A 17,298-nucleotide genomic window follows, 5' to 3' on the forward strand; every position below is an offset into this window, starting at 1 on the left:
GGAAGACAATGTCGCAGGAAAAACCGCCTGGAGCGCCCCGCTATCTCGGCCTTGACACGGCTGAGAGCGCTGTCGGCGCCGTGGTTACCGGCCATGACCAAACGGTCCACGCGGTACAAGGTGACGTTTTCCACCTGTATTTCTCGGCCGAGGCCGAGGCCGAGAATGTGAGCAGGCCGCGTTCATCTTTCAGGCATTCGACAGCGGAACTCGAACAGCTGAGGAAAAACTTCGTCGAGCCTCCGTTTTTTACGGAAGCCGTGAAGACACTTCGAAAATGCGGTTTGGTCTTCCTGCAAGGAGCCTCAGGAAGTGGCCGGAGAACGGCGGCCATGATGCTGTTGTGGCAACGGTTCGACGACCAAGACACCAAATATCGCCTGCTGACCCTGGATCAGGAAGTCGGGGACTGCGGACTTGATCCGGAATCTGTACTACACCGCGAACTGCTACTTCTGGATTTGTCCAGCAAGGACGCGGGAGATCTGGAACGAACCGGAAATCAGTTCAGTACCTTCCATGCCGCCGTCGAAGAAAAGGGTGCCGCGCTCGTCGTCGTACTGCCGACCGGAGCCAGCCGTATTCAAAGTGGATCTTTCCAACCGATCGTGAATATCGGACGCCCGGACCCGATCGCCGTTCTTCGGAATCACCTCCGCGAACACGGAATAAGATTCGATAGTCAACAATTACGGAAACTCGACGCCGAGTTGACAACGGTCCCGATGCATAGACTGAGATTGTTCGCCCTGCGGGTTGCCGAGATGGGACGCGACTTTCCCTCATCGGGATTCGTTCGGTGGACGGAGCTGGCTCGTGACGCGCTCATCGACTACAGCGCCGCCGTGGCCGAACGAGTGGGAGCCTGCGCGCCGGCGCAGCGCGCTTTGTTGCTGGCCTCAGCATTACTTGACGGCATGCATGCCGACGCTGTGCATGCCGCGCGAGACAGGTTGTTGTCGAGACTGGACTTCCCCGAGGACGAGCGGCATGTGCTGGAAAGGGAGGGACTCGACGAGGCTCTGCGCCAGGTAGGAGTCAACTGCGACGCGACGAGGCATCTCCGGTTCGATTCGCCACAGTACTCGGCCGCGGTACTCGACCACTTCTGGGCGAACTATCCAGAACTGCGAGAGCGGCTTCGGGACTGGATCGATGACTGCATGTGGTGCCCCGCACTCACAGAAGCTGACCGTGATCACCTGGTCTATCGCTTTGCCATACAAGCATGTCGCACCGGACGCGGGCTCGATCTCTGCGAGCTTGCGGAACGGTGGTCGAGAAGAGTTGGTTCCCAGCGCTGGGCGTTCGCCGCTCTGGCCTCCGCGTTGCGCGAGACCGATGCATCGACAGCTGCTACTCAGGTGCGCCGTAAGATCTATGAATGGGCAAGCAATCCCGCCCTTCGCGCGGACCTCGCGGGCATTCTGGTGGTCGTGTGCGTCAGAGCGATGGCAAACGCGCAAGCGGATCAAGCATTAGTCAGGTTGAGATTGCTCGCGCAAAACTCCAATGCGGAGGTCGCGCAGCAGGCACGCAAGGGCGCCAGCGCTCTGCTCTCCAGTGGCCTATCGGAATACCGAAGATTCATCTGGCGCATGTCGTTGTGGCTGACACGAGGAAAGAGAACTGACGCAGACTTGTTCCTCGTGATCTCCGAAGCGGCACAAATACTGGACACCGGGAGCAGACGCCGACCGCTGATCGGGAGCGCGACGATCCGGCGACAGCTCGCACGTTGCTGGCGAGCCAGTTTGAATTTCGATGATTCAGTGTGGGGCGAGCGGCTGCGAGATTGGGTGACAATGGCCGGAACATCGCCAAGCGGCATACAGCTACTCGACGTGCTCGCTGAGGCGACCGGCGGTGAGCTGTCGCGGGTCGCCCGGGTGCATGTCTTCACCCGGGACTGGGCACGCCAAGAAGTAAACACGGACGAACGAAATCTCCGGCGGCGAACCTTCGATGCGTTGAGCATCCGAATGGATCGCGCCCAGGAACTGGATATCCTCAATGGGGAGTCGGAATGAACAGCGGAGTGCGGAAACTTGTCTTTCTCGGTTCGACGGTCGTCGCTGTCGTCTGGATATTCCTAGGAATTTCCGCGGACTGGTCGTCATGGTTGTGGATCCTGTTGGCGGTGCTCACCGTCCTTGCACCCGGGCTGGTCGAACTGGTGGCGCTCTCCGTCACTTCACAACGCTTTGAACCACAGCCAAGGCACATCGTGCCGGATCATCCTCCAGCCAAGCCGGAGGTCGCTCAACCCGGCCAGTACACAGTCAAGGACGTATTGTTCGCCAGCGCCGAAGAGCACTACCGGTTCGTGTTTTCCTGCACTGTGTATTGGCTGCCGCGCTCGATGTCGCCCGGGATCGCGCATGCGAATCCCGGCTCCATGGCCGCTGACGTGATCCTGCGCCAAACCGCCACACTACTGGGGGCAATACGGCCAGAGGACGCTGGCCGTGCGCGATACGAACTGGATACCGCATTGGGAGCACAACGGGTCGACCACACTGGCCAATTGCAGCTTTGGGCGGGGCAGATAACGCTGGAGCTGCCCGATGGCGACCATCGACGGCTGCAAAGCCTCGCCGATGTCCGCAAGGACGAGGACGTATTCGAATCGCAATGTCGCTACGAGCGGAAGGTGCGTACGTATCTCGACGAGGATGTACTGACTGACCTCGGCAGCACTCTGGTGTGGTGGCTGGCGGGACCACGCACCGACGAGAAGCGACGCGTCGATGAAGCCGTCAGCAAGATCGGAAACTTCCGCCGGCTGAGTGAAACAGCCATGGGAACCGAATGCGCTGAGTCTTTCGGGGGCAACGGGTCGAACGGCCTGCTCGACCGGGCGAGCCCACAGCTCTCGCTGGAAATTCCAGTACCGCCGGGTTCTGGCGAAAGCAACGACGCGGTAGCTCAGGTGGATGCGCGCCCGAGCATGACAGCAGTTGCCGCAGCGGTTGTCGAACGGATGCGGGAGGGCCCGGAACGTGAGCTGTTCGCCGCCCAGTTCGCCAAGCTGCTGAGCAGGCATGGCTACGATGAAATCAGCGACGATATCGCTCGACGGTTCGACGGTGCCGAGGTAGTCGATGAGGATAAGGCTAATGGGCGCGTGGGGACACCTTCGGCAAATGAAACCTCGCCAGACGCCTTGGCGCCCAATGGAAGTCAGTCGGACAACGCACTCTCGGACGACGAGGCCACGCAACCCGATGGAGACCGCCACGGTCCGACCGACGGAGCACCCCGTCCGGCCGTCCAGGACCGCCAGGCGACCGGCGGCGACGGAACGGAGCTTCGTTGGAGAGCTACACGAGACGAAACCGGACGGGATGCCGGGATCACGCCGGATTGATGGTCTCGCCGTCCCGCCAATGCTCATCGATCGGGCCATGCGTGATCAGCTCTGACCACCGCTCACTGATTCCTGTTAGATATGCAGGTTGTGGCGGCGGTCTCCGGCAACCGGCCTCGCCGGGTATGTGACACTCATCCCGATGTGCTGCCCCGGTATGAAGCCGCTCCCGGAAGGGAACCTTTTCATGCCGGGGTTTCGCCTTGTGTCACAACACTGTTCGGCACCGGCACGGCTACCAGGAAAGGCTCAGTGTGGCATCCGAACCCGGAACCAATCTGCTCATCGTGGACGACGAACCCACGGTGCGCGAACTCCTGGCCGCCACACTGCGATTCGCCGGTTTCGCGGTGACCTCGGCCGCCAGTGGCGGCGAAGGACTCCAGCAGGCCCGGCTCAACACCCCTGACCTGGTGCTGCTGGACGTGATGCTGCCGGACATGGACGGCTTCGAAGTGATCCAGCGCCTCCGCAAGCAAGCCGGCGCGGGCGTTCCGGTACCCGTCCTGTTCCTCAGCGCGCGCGACGATTCCGCCGACAAGATCAACGGGCTCAGGCTCGGCGGCGACGACTACATCACCAAACCCTTCGACCCGGAGGAGTTGATCGCGCGGATCCACGCCGTGCTCCGCCGCTCCGGCGGCCGCGCTCCTCGCGACACCTTGCGGGTCGGCGACCTGGAACTGGAGGTGGACGGACACCAGGTCTTGCGCGCCGACACGCCGATCAGGTTGTCCCCGACCGAGTTTCGCCTGCTGCGGTACCTGATGCTCAACGCGGGCACGGTGGTGTCCAAACGGCAGATCCTCGACCAGGTCTGGGAGTACGACTTCGGCGGCGATCCCAGCATCGTCGACACCTACATCAGCTACCTGCGCCGCAAGATCGACAAGACCACGCCCAAGCTGCTGCACACGGTGCACGGCATCGGCTACGTGCTCCGCGAGCCAAGGACGTGACGAATCCGCGGAGGTCACGCGGCCTTTCATTGCGCGCCCGGGTACTGCTGATCGCGAGCTTGCTGCTCGCCGTAGGGCTGACCGTCGGCAGTGTGATCGTGACCAGTTTTCTGCACAACCACCTGATGAGCCGCATCGACGCGCAACTGGGCCCGATGGCGACCGGCATGGCGCAGCAGGTGCGCTCCCCCGATTCCTTCGAAACGACGACCTTCGCCGACGACGGCGGATTCTGGGACAACTACGTCGCGTTCCTGGACCCGGACGGCGCGCTGATCGTCGAACAACTCCCCCGAGGGCGGCCCAGTGCCACCGACCCCGCACTGCCACGCCTGGACATCGCGGCGGTCGACACGCGCGGCGGGCGCCCTTTCGACGTTCCGAGCAAGGACGGTTCGGAAACCTGGCGGGTGCTCGCGCTGACCACGAGCAACATCGCCGCCGACGGAACCTCCGGCGTGCAGATTCGCCGCGAGACCGTGGTGGTGGCCGCTTCGCTGAGCGAGGTGCAGGCGACCATCACGCGGTTGAACACCATCTCACTGGCCACCGGAGCGGGCTTGCTGATCGTGCTCACCGTGGTGGGATCGTTCGCCATCCGAGCCGGGCTGCGACCGCTGCGGCGCATCGAGGTCACCTTGGCGGGTGTCGCCGAAGGCGACCTCAGCCAGCGCGTTCCCGCCATGGCCGCGCCGGGCACCGAGATCGGCCGCCTTTCCGGCGCGCTGAACAACATGCTCGCGCAGAACGAGGCGGCCTTCACGGCCAAGGAGCGGTCCGAAGCCAGGATGCGGCGGTTCGTCGCCGACGCGAGCCACGAGTTGCGCACCCCGCTTGTCGGAATCCGGGGGTTCACCAAGCTGTTCCGGATGGGAGCGCTGACCGCACAGGCCGACGTCGAGCGAACCATGGACCGCATCGAGCGCGAGTCGCTGCGGCTGACCCGGCTCGTCGAAGACCTGCTGCTGCTCGCTCGCCTCGACGAACAACGCGATCCCGCGTCCTCGTTGGACCTGACTCCGATGGATCTGCGGACCGTGGCCGCCGACGCGCTGCACGACGTGCGCGCGCTCGATCCGTCCCGCCCTGTCGAACTCACCGGCCCTGACGGCGAGGCGCCCTCGGCCGCACCAGCCTGCGCCGACGAAGCCAGGATGCGGCAGGTGGTCACCAATCTTGTCGGTAACGCCGTCCGGCACACCCCCGAAGGCACACCGGTCCGCATCGGCGTCGGCACTGTGGACGATCGGGCCATCCTGGAGATCGCCGACGTCGGCCCGGGGCTGACCAGCGAACAGCAGGCGCGCGTGTTCGACCGCTTCTATCGCGCCGACGATTCCCGCAGCCGCTCCGATGGTGGCGGTGCGGGGCTCGGCCTCGCCATCGCGCACTCACTGGTCACCGCGCACGGCGGAACCATTTCGCTGACCACGGCCCCTGGCGCCGGAGCGACGTTTCGGGTGTCGCTGCCGCTCGCCGCGAGTTCAGAAGCGGCTGAGTGAATCCGGGAACGTTCTGAGAGTTCTCTGAACGCCGGCGAGGGTTCGCCAGCGGGAACGGCTTCGCCTTGCTAGCCGTGCCTCGCGATTCTCAGAACTCTCCCAGAACTTCTCCGAGATCGCTCAAACAGGACGGACAAGCTGTGTTCATCCGGTCCTCGAAGACCGGCACACCAACGCGAAAGGCACAAGATGTCCGCCAAGATCACCCGCCGCGTCGGCGTCGTCGCCGGCCTCGTCCTGCTTCCGGCGATCGCTCTCGGCGGGACGGCAGTCGCCGCGTCCGCCGACAGCCAGCCCGCGAGGAGCCAAGCGAGCCAGACCCAGCAGGTGGACCTGCCCGAAGAGGAGCACAAGATCAAGGTCAGGGGCGAGCTCAGCAAGATCGAGAAGCGGGGTGACACCGAATGGGGCGAGGTCACCGTCGTCTCCGTCGTCTCCCACCCCGGCGCGCCGGGGCTGGACTTCGTCCTCACCCCCGACTCCGTCGTCGAGTTCGAGAACGGCACTCCCGAGGCCGGTGACGAGGTGACCGCCTCCGGCGACGTGCAGAAGGACGGGAAGACGGTTCTCGCCGACCACGTGGTCTTCCACTGATCCGATCTCCTTGCCAGGCTGGTGGCCGGATGCCCTCCGTCCACCAGCCTGGCTCGGCCGCCGATCTCAGCCGACTGCGGTTCCCTCAAGCTCGACCATCAGGGCCGGGATCGCCAGCCTGCTCACCCCGAGCATCGTCGTGACCGGCGCGACGCCCTCGGCGCCCAGCCGCGACGCCAGCACGCCGTAGTGCTGGAAAAGCAGGTCGACATCCGTGGTGTAGACGTTGAGCCGCACGAGATTGGCGAGCGACATGCCCGCCTCGCCGAGAACGGCCTCCAGGTTGCCGAGGCTCAGCGCCAACTGCGCCGCCATGTCACCTGCATGCTGGGGTTTGCCTTCGCCGTCCATCGCGGTCTGCCCCGCGCAGTAGAGGGTCCGGGTGTTCTCTGAGACGAGCTCGCCCTGGTTGAATCCCAGCTCCGCCGACCACGTGACCGGGTTGACCGCCGTTCGTTGCATTGCCACATCAGTTCCATTCGAATCGTCGCGAGGACGGCTTTGCTTCGCCGTCGTACTGATCAGCCTCGCAACGAATCACGACATCCTCTGTCGGGTATTCCGGTACCGTCGCGCTATGCGCGCCGACCGGCTGGTCTCGCTTGTGCTGTTGCTGCGTCAGCGCGGCAGACTGTCCGCGACGACGCTCGCCCGTGAGCTGGAGGTGTCCACTCGCACCGTGCTGCGCGACATCGAGTCGCTGTCCTCGGCCGGTGTTCCGGTCTACGCCGAACGCGGCAGGCACGGCGGCTTCGCGCTGCTGCCCGGTTTCCGCACCGAGCTCACTGGTCTGAACCATGACGAGGCACTTGCCTTGCTGGTCGCCGGATCGCGGCGCGGTGCTCAGGCATTCGGCCTCGGCTCGGCACTCGCCTCGGCGATGCTCAAGGTGGTCGACGCGCTACCCGAGCACCACAGGGACACGGCGGCCGGGGTAGCGGAGCGATTGCTCATCGACCCGGAGACCGACCTGTTGTCACGAAGACAGGATGCCGAGGAGGTACCGGAGCCCATCGTGGCCGAGGTCCGGCGCGCGGTGTTCGCCGGAACCAAACTGCGCATCCGCTACGCGGCCGCCGACCAGCCCGCGAAGTGGCGCACGGTGGACCCGATCGGCCTGGTCACCGTGCGCGACCGAGGCTATCTGCTGGCCACGCGATCCGGCGCCGACCGCACCTACCGGCTCTCCAGGGTGTTTGCCGCCACCGCGCTTGCCGAACCGGCGCGGCGACCGGAACGGGTCGACCTCGACCGGGCCTGGCAGGAACGTGGCACGCGGTTTCAGACAGGCGGCGACACGATCACCGTGCTGGCACGGGTGAATCCGGCACGGCGGGACGAAGTGGTGAGCACCGCGCTCGCCGTTCTCGCCGAAGAAACCGACGACGACGGCCTGCTGCGGCTAAAAGTGACCTTTCAGGATTCCCGGCACGCCGAATGGGCGCTGTGGCAGCTCGGCACGGACGCGGAAGCCCTGACTCCCCAATCGTTGCGCGCCGGTCTGCGTGACCGCGCCACCGCGATCGCCGCCACCTACGAAGCTTCTACCTGAGCGCAGGTGAGCCACGCCACCTCGCGGACAAGCTCGCGATCGCGGCCGAGGTCTCCCGAGTACCTTCGAGCGAGCACACGCACAAGAGTCAGGATGTCATCACCATCGGCGGCAACTGGGCGACCGTGAGGTCTCAACGCACGGTGCTCGCGATCGTGCACAACATCACCGCGGCGACCCGCCTGCTCGATGTCCTCCAGTTACTCGGTCACGACGACCGGATCCAGACCGTCTTCACCATCCCCGGCTCGTCCGCGTTCACCGAGGGCACCGACCGTTTCCTGACGGAACACGGCATCCGGCTCCACGAACCAGGAACGCTCGGCGACTCGAAGATCGATCTCGTCATCTCGGCGAGCTTCGGCGATGAGCTGAACTTCCGGCCCGCGCCCAAAGTGGTCCTGCCACACGGCATCGGCTACAACAAGTACCTGAACCGGGAACCAGGAACAGGAAACGTATTCGGGCTCTCCGCGGAATGGCTTTACGACAAGCACGGTGACCTTGTCGCCGACCTGCTTGTCCTTTCCCATGAGGAACAACTGGACCGGCTTCGCCGATCTTGTCCCGGCGCGACGCACATCGCTCTGGTCGCCGGAGACCCATGTCTGGACCGGATGCTCGCGAGCGCACCTCTTCGTCCCGTCTACCGGCGCGCGTTCGGTGTCACTCGCGGCCAACGGCTGGTACTGGTGTCCTCGACGTGGGGCGAACAATCGCTGCTGGCGCAGCACCCGGAGACGATCCGCGAGATGGCGCGACTTCCGCTCGACGAGTACCGGGTCGTCGTGGCGTTGCATCCCAATATCGGCGCATGGCACTCGTCGTGGCAGGTGGCGCGCTGGCTGGACGACTGTGAACGGGCGGGCGTCACCGTGCTCCCGCCACTGGAAGGGTGGCGGGCCGCACTGGTCGCGGCCGACCTGGTGATCGGCGACCACGGCTCGGTGCCCTTCTACGGCGCCGCCATCGGCCGTCCCGTACTGCTGGCCCGAGCGCCGGAACACACGATGGCACCGGATTCGGCCGTCGGCCGGTTCTTGCGTGCCGCGCCCCGGTGGAAGCCGGGACAGGACCTGGCCGCGCGGTCCGACGCCGTCATCCGTGAGCACGACCCGGAAACCCTGCGACCGGTCACTGAGCTGGCTTCCTCCGCTGTCGGCGAGTCGGCTTCCCTGCTGCGCAAGGCTTTCTACCGGTTGCTCGATCTACCCGAACCGGCAGATCCCGCCGAGGTCCGGACCGTCCCCGTACCCACCGAAGGTATCCGGGAAGCCTCCGCGCAGTTGGTACGCGCCGAACTCGTGGACGACGCGACGGTGGAGATCACTCGCTATCCGGCCGAACTGATGTCCGTCGAGGACGCTCTGCCCTCCGGGACCCACCTGGTCAGCGACACCGAGACACCGGCGCGCCGGATGCTCGAACTGGCCGAGATCATGGTCGTTCCGGATCCAGCGGATGGCCCCGCCCTGCTGCGTGCCCTGCCCGGATGTCTTCTGGCGACCGGGCAAAGCCGTGACGGCGCGTGGGAAGTGGTCACAAGGGAAGGGCATTGGATTCGCTTCGGCGGGGCCGAAGCGCACGGGAGGTTGTGCGCTTCGCTGGTGCACGCGTGGCTGACGGACGGCCGCGAACTCGCGGACCTGCCGTCCCAAATGTTGCTACGCCACGGTTCCCGACTGGTCGAGCTGACCGTCCGAATCGGATAGTTCCACCGCCGCGACCTTCGACCGGATTTCCCTTTCCTGGTCCGGAAAGCGAACCGCCGCGATCACCGAAGCGCGCTCGTAGGCATCCGTCGCCGCCGTGTCGTCTCCTTGTTTCGCGGCCAGATCTCCCAGCGCGGTCAGGATCAGCATCTCGTCGTAGTGGCGGCCTTGTCCACGCATGGTGTCGAGAGCTCCGGAAAGGTGTGACAGGGCCGAGGCGAAATCGCGGGCGCGGGTGAAAGTGATTCCCAGCCACAGGTCACACTTGGCGACGTTGAACACCTCGGGCTTCGCTGCACGTGCGAACCATTCGCGGGCCGCGAACAGCAGTTCCGTCGCCTCAGCCGCTTCGCGGACCTTGCCGAGGTGCATCCTCGCCAGCGCGCGCCGCCGCTCCATGAGGGATTTCTCGGCGCCCGTTCCGGCCTCGCGCAGTAGCTCCTCGGCCAGCGCGAGGTTTCGCCGCAGCAACCTACCGGCCCGCACCTCGTCACCGTCGGCAAGATACGCCAGCCCGAGCGATTCCACGGCGGTGGCGATCAGATCCTCCACCCCGGATGTTTCGGCGACGGTGAGTGCGTGCTCGAACGTCTCCGCGGCGGCCTTCGGATAGCCGCTTTGCAAATCCGCGAATCCTTTTTGAATCCGCGAAAGCGACTCGATGCCGGACAATCCGGCTCGCGCGGCGGCCACCGCGCCAAGCTCTCCCATCGTCGCGAGATCAGCGAAGTGCTTTCCGCGTTCGTGCAGCGGCCACAACATGATGGCCAGTTCCCAGGCATACTCGGGTTTTCCCGATTCCTCAGCCGCCTCGGCAGCGGCGAGCAGGTTCGCCCGCTCCTCGGCAAGCCAGGTCATCGGTTTCTCCGGCACCCGGTCGTCGAAGGCCGCCAGGTGCGGCAGCAGCCGATCGCGCCACCCGCGCGATGGCAGCACCGCGTGCCCAGCCGCGACCCCGACGGCATGGTAGTAGCCGAGAAAGCGGGCCCGAACGTCGTCGTGAAACTCGTCAGTCGCCGTGTTCGAAGCATGCAGCCGGACCAGGCTGTGCAGGCTCAGCCGTTCCTCGGTGGTCTCGGTGACCAGGCCCGAGACGATGAGCCGGTCGATCGCCTCGCTCGCCTGGCTGTAGCGCATGCGCAGCACCCGCGCGAGTGTTTCCCGAGTCACGCTCTGCGTCCCCGGATGCGCGCCGAGTGCCTGGTAGATCAGTTGTTCGGTCTCACCGAGGCAGTCGTAGGCGGTGTCGAAGACGGCCGCCACCGACAACTCTGGGTTCGGTGACAGCACCGCGAGCCGCCGCTGGTTGTCGTCGAGCGAGGCGACCAGCCGCGCGATGCGGCGGCGCGGGAACTCGGCGAGCAACGCGCCTGCCACGCACAACGCGATGGGCAGGCCGTCGCAGAACTCGATCAACTTGCCGACCTCGTCCGGCTCGGCTTCGACCCGGTCGGCCCCGATGAGCCTGCCGACCAGCTCGCGAGCGGCGACCTCGTCGAACGGCTCCAGGTCCACCGGGGTGACGCGCTCGCCGATGCCAAGTCCGGTGAGGTCTTCCGCCGCCGTGACGAGCATGACGGATCGCCCTGGCCCCGGGGCCAGCATCCGTACCTGACTGGGCGTCAGTGCCTGATCCACGCAGACCGCGACCCTCTTGCCTTTCGTCAGGGAACGGAACATGGCCGCGCGGCCTTCCGCGGTGGCCGGAACGTCGGAGTCCGCTACGCCGGAGGCGATCAGGAACTCCCGCAGCTTGACGCTTTCCAGTCCCTGGGAGCCCCTGGTTCCGGTGAGGTCGGCGTGGAACTGTCCGTCAGGAAGCTCAGCGGCATGGGCCTTGAGCCACTGACGGCCGACCGTTCGTTTGCCCGATCCGCGCAGCCCCTTGAAGAGCATGATGTGCGGCGTCTCGTCCTCGGTACCCGCCCAGGCATCGTCTACCCGCCTGAGTACTCGGCTCTGGTTGGTGAAATGCGGGGTCGGCGGCGGAACCATGTGCGGCGGTTCCGGTTCGACCCTGCCGTGGAAATGCACGCCGCCCTCGATGTGTCCCGCCTGTACGACGTTGCCGGAGTGACCAACCAGCACGTTGCGCACCCCGCTGTCGGGAACACCGGTCATCTTTCGCCCCCATCACTGCGTGAATCGGCCACGGTATCGAGCTGTCACGCCGGGTCGTGCTCGGTGAACCCCGCGAGCAGGCGCGCGGCCCTCGGGTTGCCCATGCTCGCGTATGCCTCGGCGGCCTGGCTACGGTAATCGTGCGCCGATTCGGCGTCCCCCAGCTTGTCGGCTAGCGTCGCGCGGGCCTTGGCCACGTCCGCCTGTATCGCGGTGAGCTCCAGTTCCACGGCCAGCGCGTGCGCCTCGGCCAGGACCCGGCCCGCCTCGTCGTACCTTCCCGCACCGGTCGACACGGCGGCGGCGTCGAGCAGAATCCTCGGCTCCAGATTGGCCGCTTCCGCCGCGTTCGCCAGGCGGACCGCGTCGGCGAACGAAGCCAGCGCCTCGTCGACCCGGTTCAGCGCGCCCTGTGCCCTGCCGACGAACCAGGTCTGCATCGCCGTGCCTCTGCCCGTGCCCCTGCGGATATTGATGTCGAGTGCCTTCCGGAACCACTCGAGCGCATCGGCCGGTTGTCCTTGCCGCAGCGAGAGATTGCCGGTGAAGTCGTATGTGGACGCGAGAAGCAGCTCGTCGCATTCGCTTGCGATCGCCCGCGCGCGCTCCAGCTCCGCCTCGGCTTCCCGGTAGCGCTCCAGTTCCTGGTATGCCTTGCCGAGCAGGCACCGGCAGCGGGCTTCAGCGGCACGATCTCCGTCCAGTTCCGCCGACCGCACCGCGAGCGTCGCCGCGCGCACCCACAAAGCCAGCGGCCTGCGCGCGTCCAGATAGGCGAAGAAGGCTTCGAACAATCGCCAGGCGCGGTCGTGCCAGCCTTGGGCCGCGGCGGCTTCCATGGCGGCCACGATGTTGTCCCGCTCTCTGTGCAGCCAGTCCCGCGCCGCCCGCTTGTCGAGATCGACCACGCCCGCACCGAGAAGGCGCTCCGGATCGGCGATCCGGAGCCGCTGCGGCCCGGTGCTCGCCACGTCGGCGGCGGTGGCGCCGAGCAGCCACCAATCGACGGCACGGCTGAGCCGGTCCGCCCGTTCGGCTTCGGAATCCTCGTTCAGCGACACCCGCAGCGCGTGCCTGCGAACCAGCCGGTGCAGCCCGAACGTGCCGTCGGGCCGCGCCTCTACCATGGCGGTCTGGTCGACGAGTTCTTCGAGATCATGACTCACATCCAGCACCCGGCGATCACTCATCGCCGCGAGCACTTCGACACTGAACCGGCCGCCCACCATCAATCCGAGCGTCCGGTACACCTCACGCAGATGGCCGGGCAGGCCCGCGTACACCGTGTCGAAAACGCGGTCGACCTTGTCGAGCACTCCTGAACGGCGCGTCGCGCCCTCATCCGGGGTGGTTCGCAGTTCTTCGACGAGCCGGCGGACAGTCCAGTGTGGACGGGCGGTCAGTCTTGTCGCCACCGTCCGCAACGCCAGCGGCAGATTTCCGCACAGCTCGGCCAGCACCTCGCAGTCCTCAGGAGCCCTCGCCAGCCGTTCGTCGGGACACACCCATCGCAGGAGCGCTACGGCGTGTTCCGGCCGCAGTGGCGTGAGCGGCATTCTCGTCGCGCCGTCGACGTACAGTTCCTCAAGCGACGTATTGGCCGCGGCCAATACGAGCGCGGCACCAGAACTAGGCAGCAGAGCGGTGACCTGCGCGGCTTCGGTGACGTCGTCGAACAGCATCAGCAACGCCTGCCTCGCGGTCAGCGACCTGAGCTGAGCGACCCGCCCCGCGAAATCCGAAGGGATGCGCTCGGCCGGAACACCCAGCGCCTGCAACAGACCTCCGGCCGCTCCCGATGGTGATTGCCCGTCCAACCCGAAAACCACGTGCGGGACGCCGTCGGGAAAACCGCCGGACAACTCGGCCGCCGCCTTGCGCAACAACGCCGTCTTGCCGACGCCTCGCATACCGTCGAGCACCGCGACCACCGGGCGATCACGTGAGGCATCCGTGGCCGCGGCCAGCTCACGCAACATCGCTCGCTCGTCCGCCCTGTCGACGAAGCCTTCCGGCGGAGCGGGCGCCTGCGCGGGCACCACGGGCTCCGGCACGTGCGCGGCGAAGGTGACCGACCCGATGTCCCTTGCCTGGATCACCTGACCGCCCACCCCGGAAAAGTCGTTCACCAGGCCCCCATCACCCATTCCGACGCGTCCTCCCCCACGATCCCGCATGCCCACTGTGACGGCAACGATACTCGACGCGATCAGTCCAGGATGGCCGGTTTCGGCCGTGGATTGCTACCGTGGCCGTCGAGAACGCCGTCCATCGCCCTGGAGCGACACCAGGCCGGAACCCATCCTCGTTTCGATTGCCTCGGCCCTCGCGACCAAGGGAGCCACCTCGCTCTACGAGCTGGTCAGGAACAAGTTCGCCGGCCGGAAACAAGCACTGGCCGCGCTCGAAGCGGCCAAGGATGCCGAGGAGGGGTCGCCGCTGATCGACGCGCTGGCGACCGAGCTGCACGAGGCCGAGCGCGCCGACCCCGCTTTCGCGGGGGCGCTGCGCGCGCAGTGGAACTCCACTCGGCTCGACCAGCACGCGACGGGCGACGCCGTCGTCAACAACGTCACCGGCACGGTCGGCGGAAATCTCGTTCAGGCAAGGGACATCCAAGGCGGAATCAGCTTCGGAAGCTGACCGAACGGATACGCGAACTCCGTGGTGAGCGACGTCCGGACGTGGGACACGTGTACCCCGCAGCGCCGGGTGCTCGTCGTCGCCAGAACACCGGCGGCGGTCAGCAGGCTCGCCGACGTCACCCCGCTGCTGCTTGAGGATCCCCGGCTCGAAGTGACCTTCGTCGTCGACAGGGGTTCGGCGTTCTCCGGCGCGGTCGACGGCAGGCTCACGAAGGCGGGCGCCTTGCTGCTGAACTGGGAGACGGCGATCCGCACCCGGTTCGATCTCGCTCTCGCGGCAAGCGACAACGGAGACCTCGGGAGAATTCTCGCTCCGCTGGTGTTGCTCGCCCACGGCGCCGGATACCACCGGCACTCGGCGGCCGAGCCCGGTGCCATATCCGGAATCAGGGGAAGCACCCTCGTCGAGTCGGGCCGCGCGGTCCCGCACACCGTGACGCTGGCCCACCCCGACCAGCTCGAAACCGTCAAGGCGGTGCACAGCGAGCTCGCGCTGCGGGCAAGGGTGATCGGGGATCCCTGCCTCGACCGCATCATCGCGAGCCTGCCGCTGCGACGGCGGTACCGGCGGGCGTTCGGGGCGAGCGGCACCACGGTGGTGACGATCTGTTCCACCTGGGGCCCGCGTTCCCTCTTCGGCCGCCTGCGGAACCTGCCGGAGACGATGGTGACGGCGTTGCCTTCGGACGCCTACCGGGTCGTGCTCGTGCTGCATCCCAATGTCTGGCAACGTCATGGCGAACTCCAGATCCGGGCCTGGCTGCGGAGGGCGACGGACGCGGGCCTGATCGTGGTACCGCCGGAGGAAGGATGGCGGGCCGCTCTCGTCGCCGCCGATCTCGTCGTCTCCGATCACGGGTCACTGACCTGCTATGCCACGGCGCTGAACACACCGGTGCTGATCGCGGCGGACGGGGGCGCCGAGGTGGTGGACGATTCGCCGTTGGCTGAGCTTCTGGCCCTGTTGCCCCGGTTGAATCCCGGCGCGCCGCTGCGAGCACAGCTTGAGGAGACCATCGCGCGAGGCGCGGTCGGCGGCGATTTCCCCGGCCGCATGTTCGCCAATCAGGGCCGCGCCGCGGCGATCCTGCGCACCCTCATGTACGACATATTGGAACTACCGGAATCTCCCGGAACGGCGAGTGTCCGCCCGCTGCCCTCACCGGCGGCGGCGATCATCGAGCCACTGGCGTTCGACGTCGCGGTGAAGCACCTCGACCGCACCGGTCTCACGTTGGAGCGTTATCCCTGCGGCCCGGCCACCCCACCGGGTTTCGACCATGTGGCGGCGAGCGAGATCGCGCCCGACCCCGGATTGATCGAAAGGGCGGCCGTGATCTGGAGCGCGGATCCACACGACGACTTGCCCTCGGCACTGCGATGGACAACGGAAACACTGACCCGCTATCCGGGAGCGCGAGTCGCGGTCACCGAAACCGCCGATGCGGTGATCGCCCAGCTCCGGAGCGGGGAGACCGTCACCTGCCACGGCGGGCTTTCCCGTGCCGCCGCCGGATCCGCGATCCACCGCTGGTCGCTGACGACGAGAGCCGCCCGCCCCGGCACCGTCCGCGTGAACATCGGCGCGACATCGGCGACGCTGACGATCACGACCTGACCGTCGTCGCTGGGCAGGCACGGCGATCCACGCCGTTACCGCCGTCGCGCTCGGCTTGCGCGGCGTCGGCACCGTGGGACAGTTGACGAGTGACGCTCCACACCGACATCCCGACGCGTGACCAGCTTGAGCGGCTGCTCGCCGCGCGGGATCAGGTCAGCGTGTCCATCTACGTTCCGACGAGTTCGCTCACCCAGCAGGCGCGGGCCGGGCGCATCGAGCTGAAGAATCTGGCTGCCGAGGCCATCCGTCAGCTCACCGACGCCGACGCCGACCGCCGTGCCGTCGCCGACGTCAGCGAGGCACTCGACGACCTCGTCGAGGACGACGATTTCTGGGCTGAGCAAGCACGCAGCCTCGCGGTGTTCGCTTCACCCGGCAGTGTGACGGTCTACCGGTTGCCGAACCAGTTGACGAGCCTCGTCGAGGTCAGCGACCGCTTCTACCTGAAGCCGCTGCTTCGCGCGGTCACCTTTCCGCAGGCCGCGTTCGTCCTCGCGCTCGCGTCGGGCTCGGTGCGCCTTGTCGAGGTCACGCGCGAAGGGCCGCCGTTCACCGTGGAGGTTCCCGGCCTGCCGACGGACGCCGCGTCAGCCGCTGGCAAGGCGTCGATCACCGAACGGTCCCCGATCGGCCGTCTCCAGGGCTCGGAGGGGCAGAAGGTCCGGCTGCGCCAGTTCGCCCGCAAGGTCGACCAGGCGCTGCGCGGTGTGCTCACCGGCCTCGAACTACCGCTGATCCTCGCCGCCGCCGAACCACTGAACGGGATTTACCGTTCACTCAACAGCTATCCGCATCTTGCCGAGACCGGCATCCCCGGCAGCCCGGAGGGCGCCTCCGACGCCGAGCTCGCCGACGCGGCGCGAACGGTGCTCGACGAAATCTACGCGCGGCGGCTGGCCGAGATCGGCGACCTGTTCGAACTGCGCTTCGCGCACGGCCGCGCCTCAGCCGACCTGGCCACTGTCGCCCGCGCCGCGACCTACGGTGTCGTCGACACGCTGCTGGTCGACATCGACGCGAAGGTGCCCGGCTACGTCGACGAGGAGTCCGGCGCCGTCACGCTCGCCGAGGACGATGCCTCCAGCTATGGCGTCGCCGACGAGATCGCGAGGCGAGTGCTGCCATCGGGTGGCCGCCTTTTCGCCGTGCGCGCCGACGAGGTTCCCGGAGGCGGGCCGGTCGCGGCGGTGTTCCGGTACGCGTTCTGAGAAACGGACCGGCA

General features: G+C 66.7%; 13 protein-coding genes. 10 read left to right on the top strand and 3 right to left on the bottom strand.

What is annotated here, in order from left to right:
• Positions 1–8 precede the first annotated feature (8 nt).
• From BAY61_RS21865 to BAY61_RS21885, 5 genes are all read left to right on the top strand, one after another.
• Entirely contained in the window at positions 9–2,030 is a 2,022-nt protein-coding gene (locus tag BAY61_RS21865) for a hypothetical protein (RefSeq protein ID WP_091809721.1), read from the top strand.
• A complete protein-coding gene (locus tag BAY61_RS21870) occupies positions 2,027–3,370 on the top strand; it encodes a hypothetical protein (protein WP_091809719.1) in 1,344 nt (447 codons plus the stop codon). The genes BAY61_RS21865 and BAY61_RS21870 overlap by 4 nt, the downstream gene beginning before the upstream one ends.
• Before the next feature lie 254 nt (positions 3,371–3,624).
• Positions 3,625–4,329 carry a response regulator transcription factor gene (locus BAY61_RS21875; RefSeq protein WP_091809717.1) on the top strand — a complete coding sequence of 235 codons (705 nt, stop codon included), beginning with the start codon at positions 3,625–3,627 and terminating at the stop codon, positions 4,327–4,329.
• The gene (locus tag BAY61_RS21880) at positions 4,326–5,831 is read left to right on the top strand and encodes a sensor histidine kinase (RefSeq protein WP_091809715.1); all 1,506 of its coding nucleotides are present in this window, start codon (positions 4,326–4,328) and stop codon (positions 5,829–5,831) included. The genes BAY61_RS21875 and BAY61_RS21880 overlap by 4 nt, the downstream gene beginning before the upstream one ends.
• Positions 5,832–6,020: 189 nt before the next feature.
• Positions 6,021–6,425, top strand: a complete 405-nt coding sequence (locus BAY61_RS21885) for a hypothetical protein (RefSeq protein ID WP_091809713.1) — start codon at positions 6,021–6,023, stop codon at positions 6,423–6,425.
• A gap of 66 nt (positions 6,426–6,491) precedes the next feature.
• Here BAY61_RS21885 and BAY61_RS21890 read toward each other — a convergent pair whose 3' ends face one another.
• Entirely contained in the window at positions 6,492–6,887 is a 396-nt protein-coding gene (locus BAY61_RS21890) for a RidA family protein (protein ID WP_091809712.1), read from the bottom strand.
• A gap of 115 nt (positions 6,888–7,002) precedes the next feature.
• On the opposite strand from BAY61_RS21890, the gene BAY61_RS21895 reads away from it, so the two are divergent.
• Both BAY61_RS21895 and BAY61_RS21900 read left to right on the top strand, forming a co-directional pair.
• Positions 7,003–7,977 (top strand): helix-turn-helix transcriptional regulator, encoded by a 975-nt coding sequence (locus BAY61_RS21895; RefSeq protein ID WP_091809710.1) that lies wholly within the window; start codon positions 7,003–7,005, stop codon positions 7,975–7,977.
• Between the two features lie 125 nt (positions 7,978–8,102).
• Positions 8,103–9,689 (top strand): hypothetical protein, encoded by a 1,587-nt coding sequence (locus tag BAY61_RS21900; protein ID WP_094168509.1) that lies wholly within the window; start codon positions 8,103–8,105, stop codon positions 9,687–9,689.
• On the opposite strand, the gene BAY61_RS21905 is transcribed toward BAY61_RS21900, so the two are convergent.
• Entirely contained in the window at positions 9,642–11,810 is a 2,169-nt protein-coding gene (locus tag BAY61_RS21905; RefSeq protein WP_091809706.1) for a hypothetical protein, read from the bottom strand. The genes BAY61_RS21900 and BAY61_RS21905 overlap by 48 nt on opposite strands.
• 44 nt (positions 11,811–11,854) lie before the next feature.
• Positions 11,855–13,939, bottom strand: a complete 2,085-nt coding sequence (locus BAY61_RS21910; RefSeq protein ID WP_245865328.1) for a tetratricopeptide repeat protein — start codon at positions 13,937–13,939, stop codon at positions 11,855–11,857.
• A gap of 46 nt (positions 13,940–13,985) precedes the next feature.
• On the opposite strand from BAY61_RS21910, the gene BAY61_RS21915 reads away from it, so the two are divergent.
• The 3 genes from BAY61_RS21915 to BAY61_RS21925 all read left to right on the top strand — a co-directional run bounded on the left by BAY61_RS21915 (position 13,986) and on the right by BAY61_RS21925 (position 17,284).
• Positions 13,986–14,453, top strand: a complete 468-nt coding sequence (locus BAY61_RS21915) for a hypothetical protein (protein WP_245865330.1) — start codon at positions 13,986–13,988, stop codon at positions 14,451–14,453.
• A gap of 21 nt (positions 14,454–14,474) precedes the next feature.
• Positions 14,475–16,073: a hypothetical protein gene (locus tag BAY61_RS21920; RefSeq protein ID WP_091809702.1), complete on the top strand. Its 1,599-nt coding sequence runs from the start codon at positions 14,475–14,477 to the stop codon at positions 16,071–16,073.
• A gap of 89 nt (positions 16,074–16,162) precedes the next feature.
• A complete protein-coding gene (locus BAY61_RS21925) occupies positions 16,163–17,284 on the top strand; it encodes a baeRF11 domain-containing protein (protein ID WP_091809701.1) in 1,122 nt (373 codons plus the stop codon).
• Positions 17,285–17,298 lie beyond the last annotated feature (14 nt).

The sequence above is a fragment of the Prauserella marina genome (assembly GCF_002240355.1).
GTDB classification, from domain to species: domain Bacteria; phylum Actinomycetota; class Actinomycetes; order Mycobacteriales; family Pseudonocardiaceae; genus Prauserella_A; species Prauserella_A marina.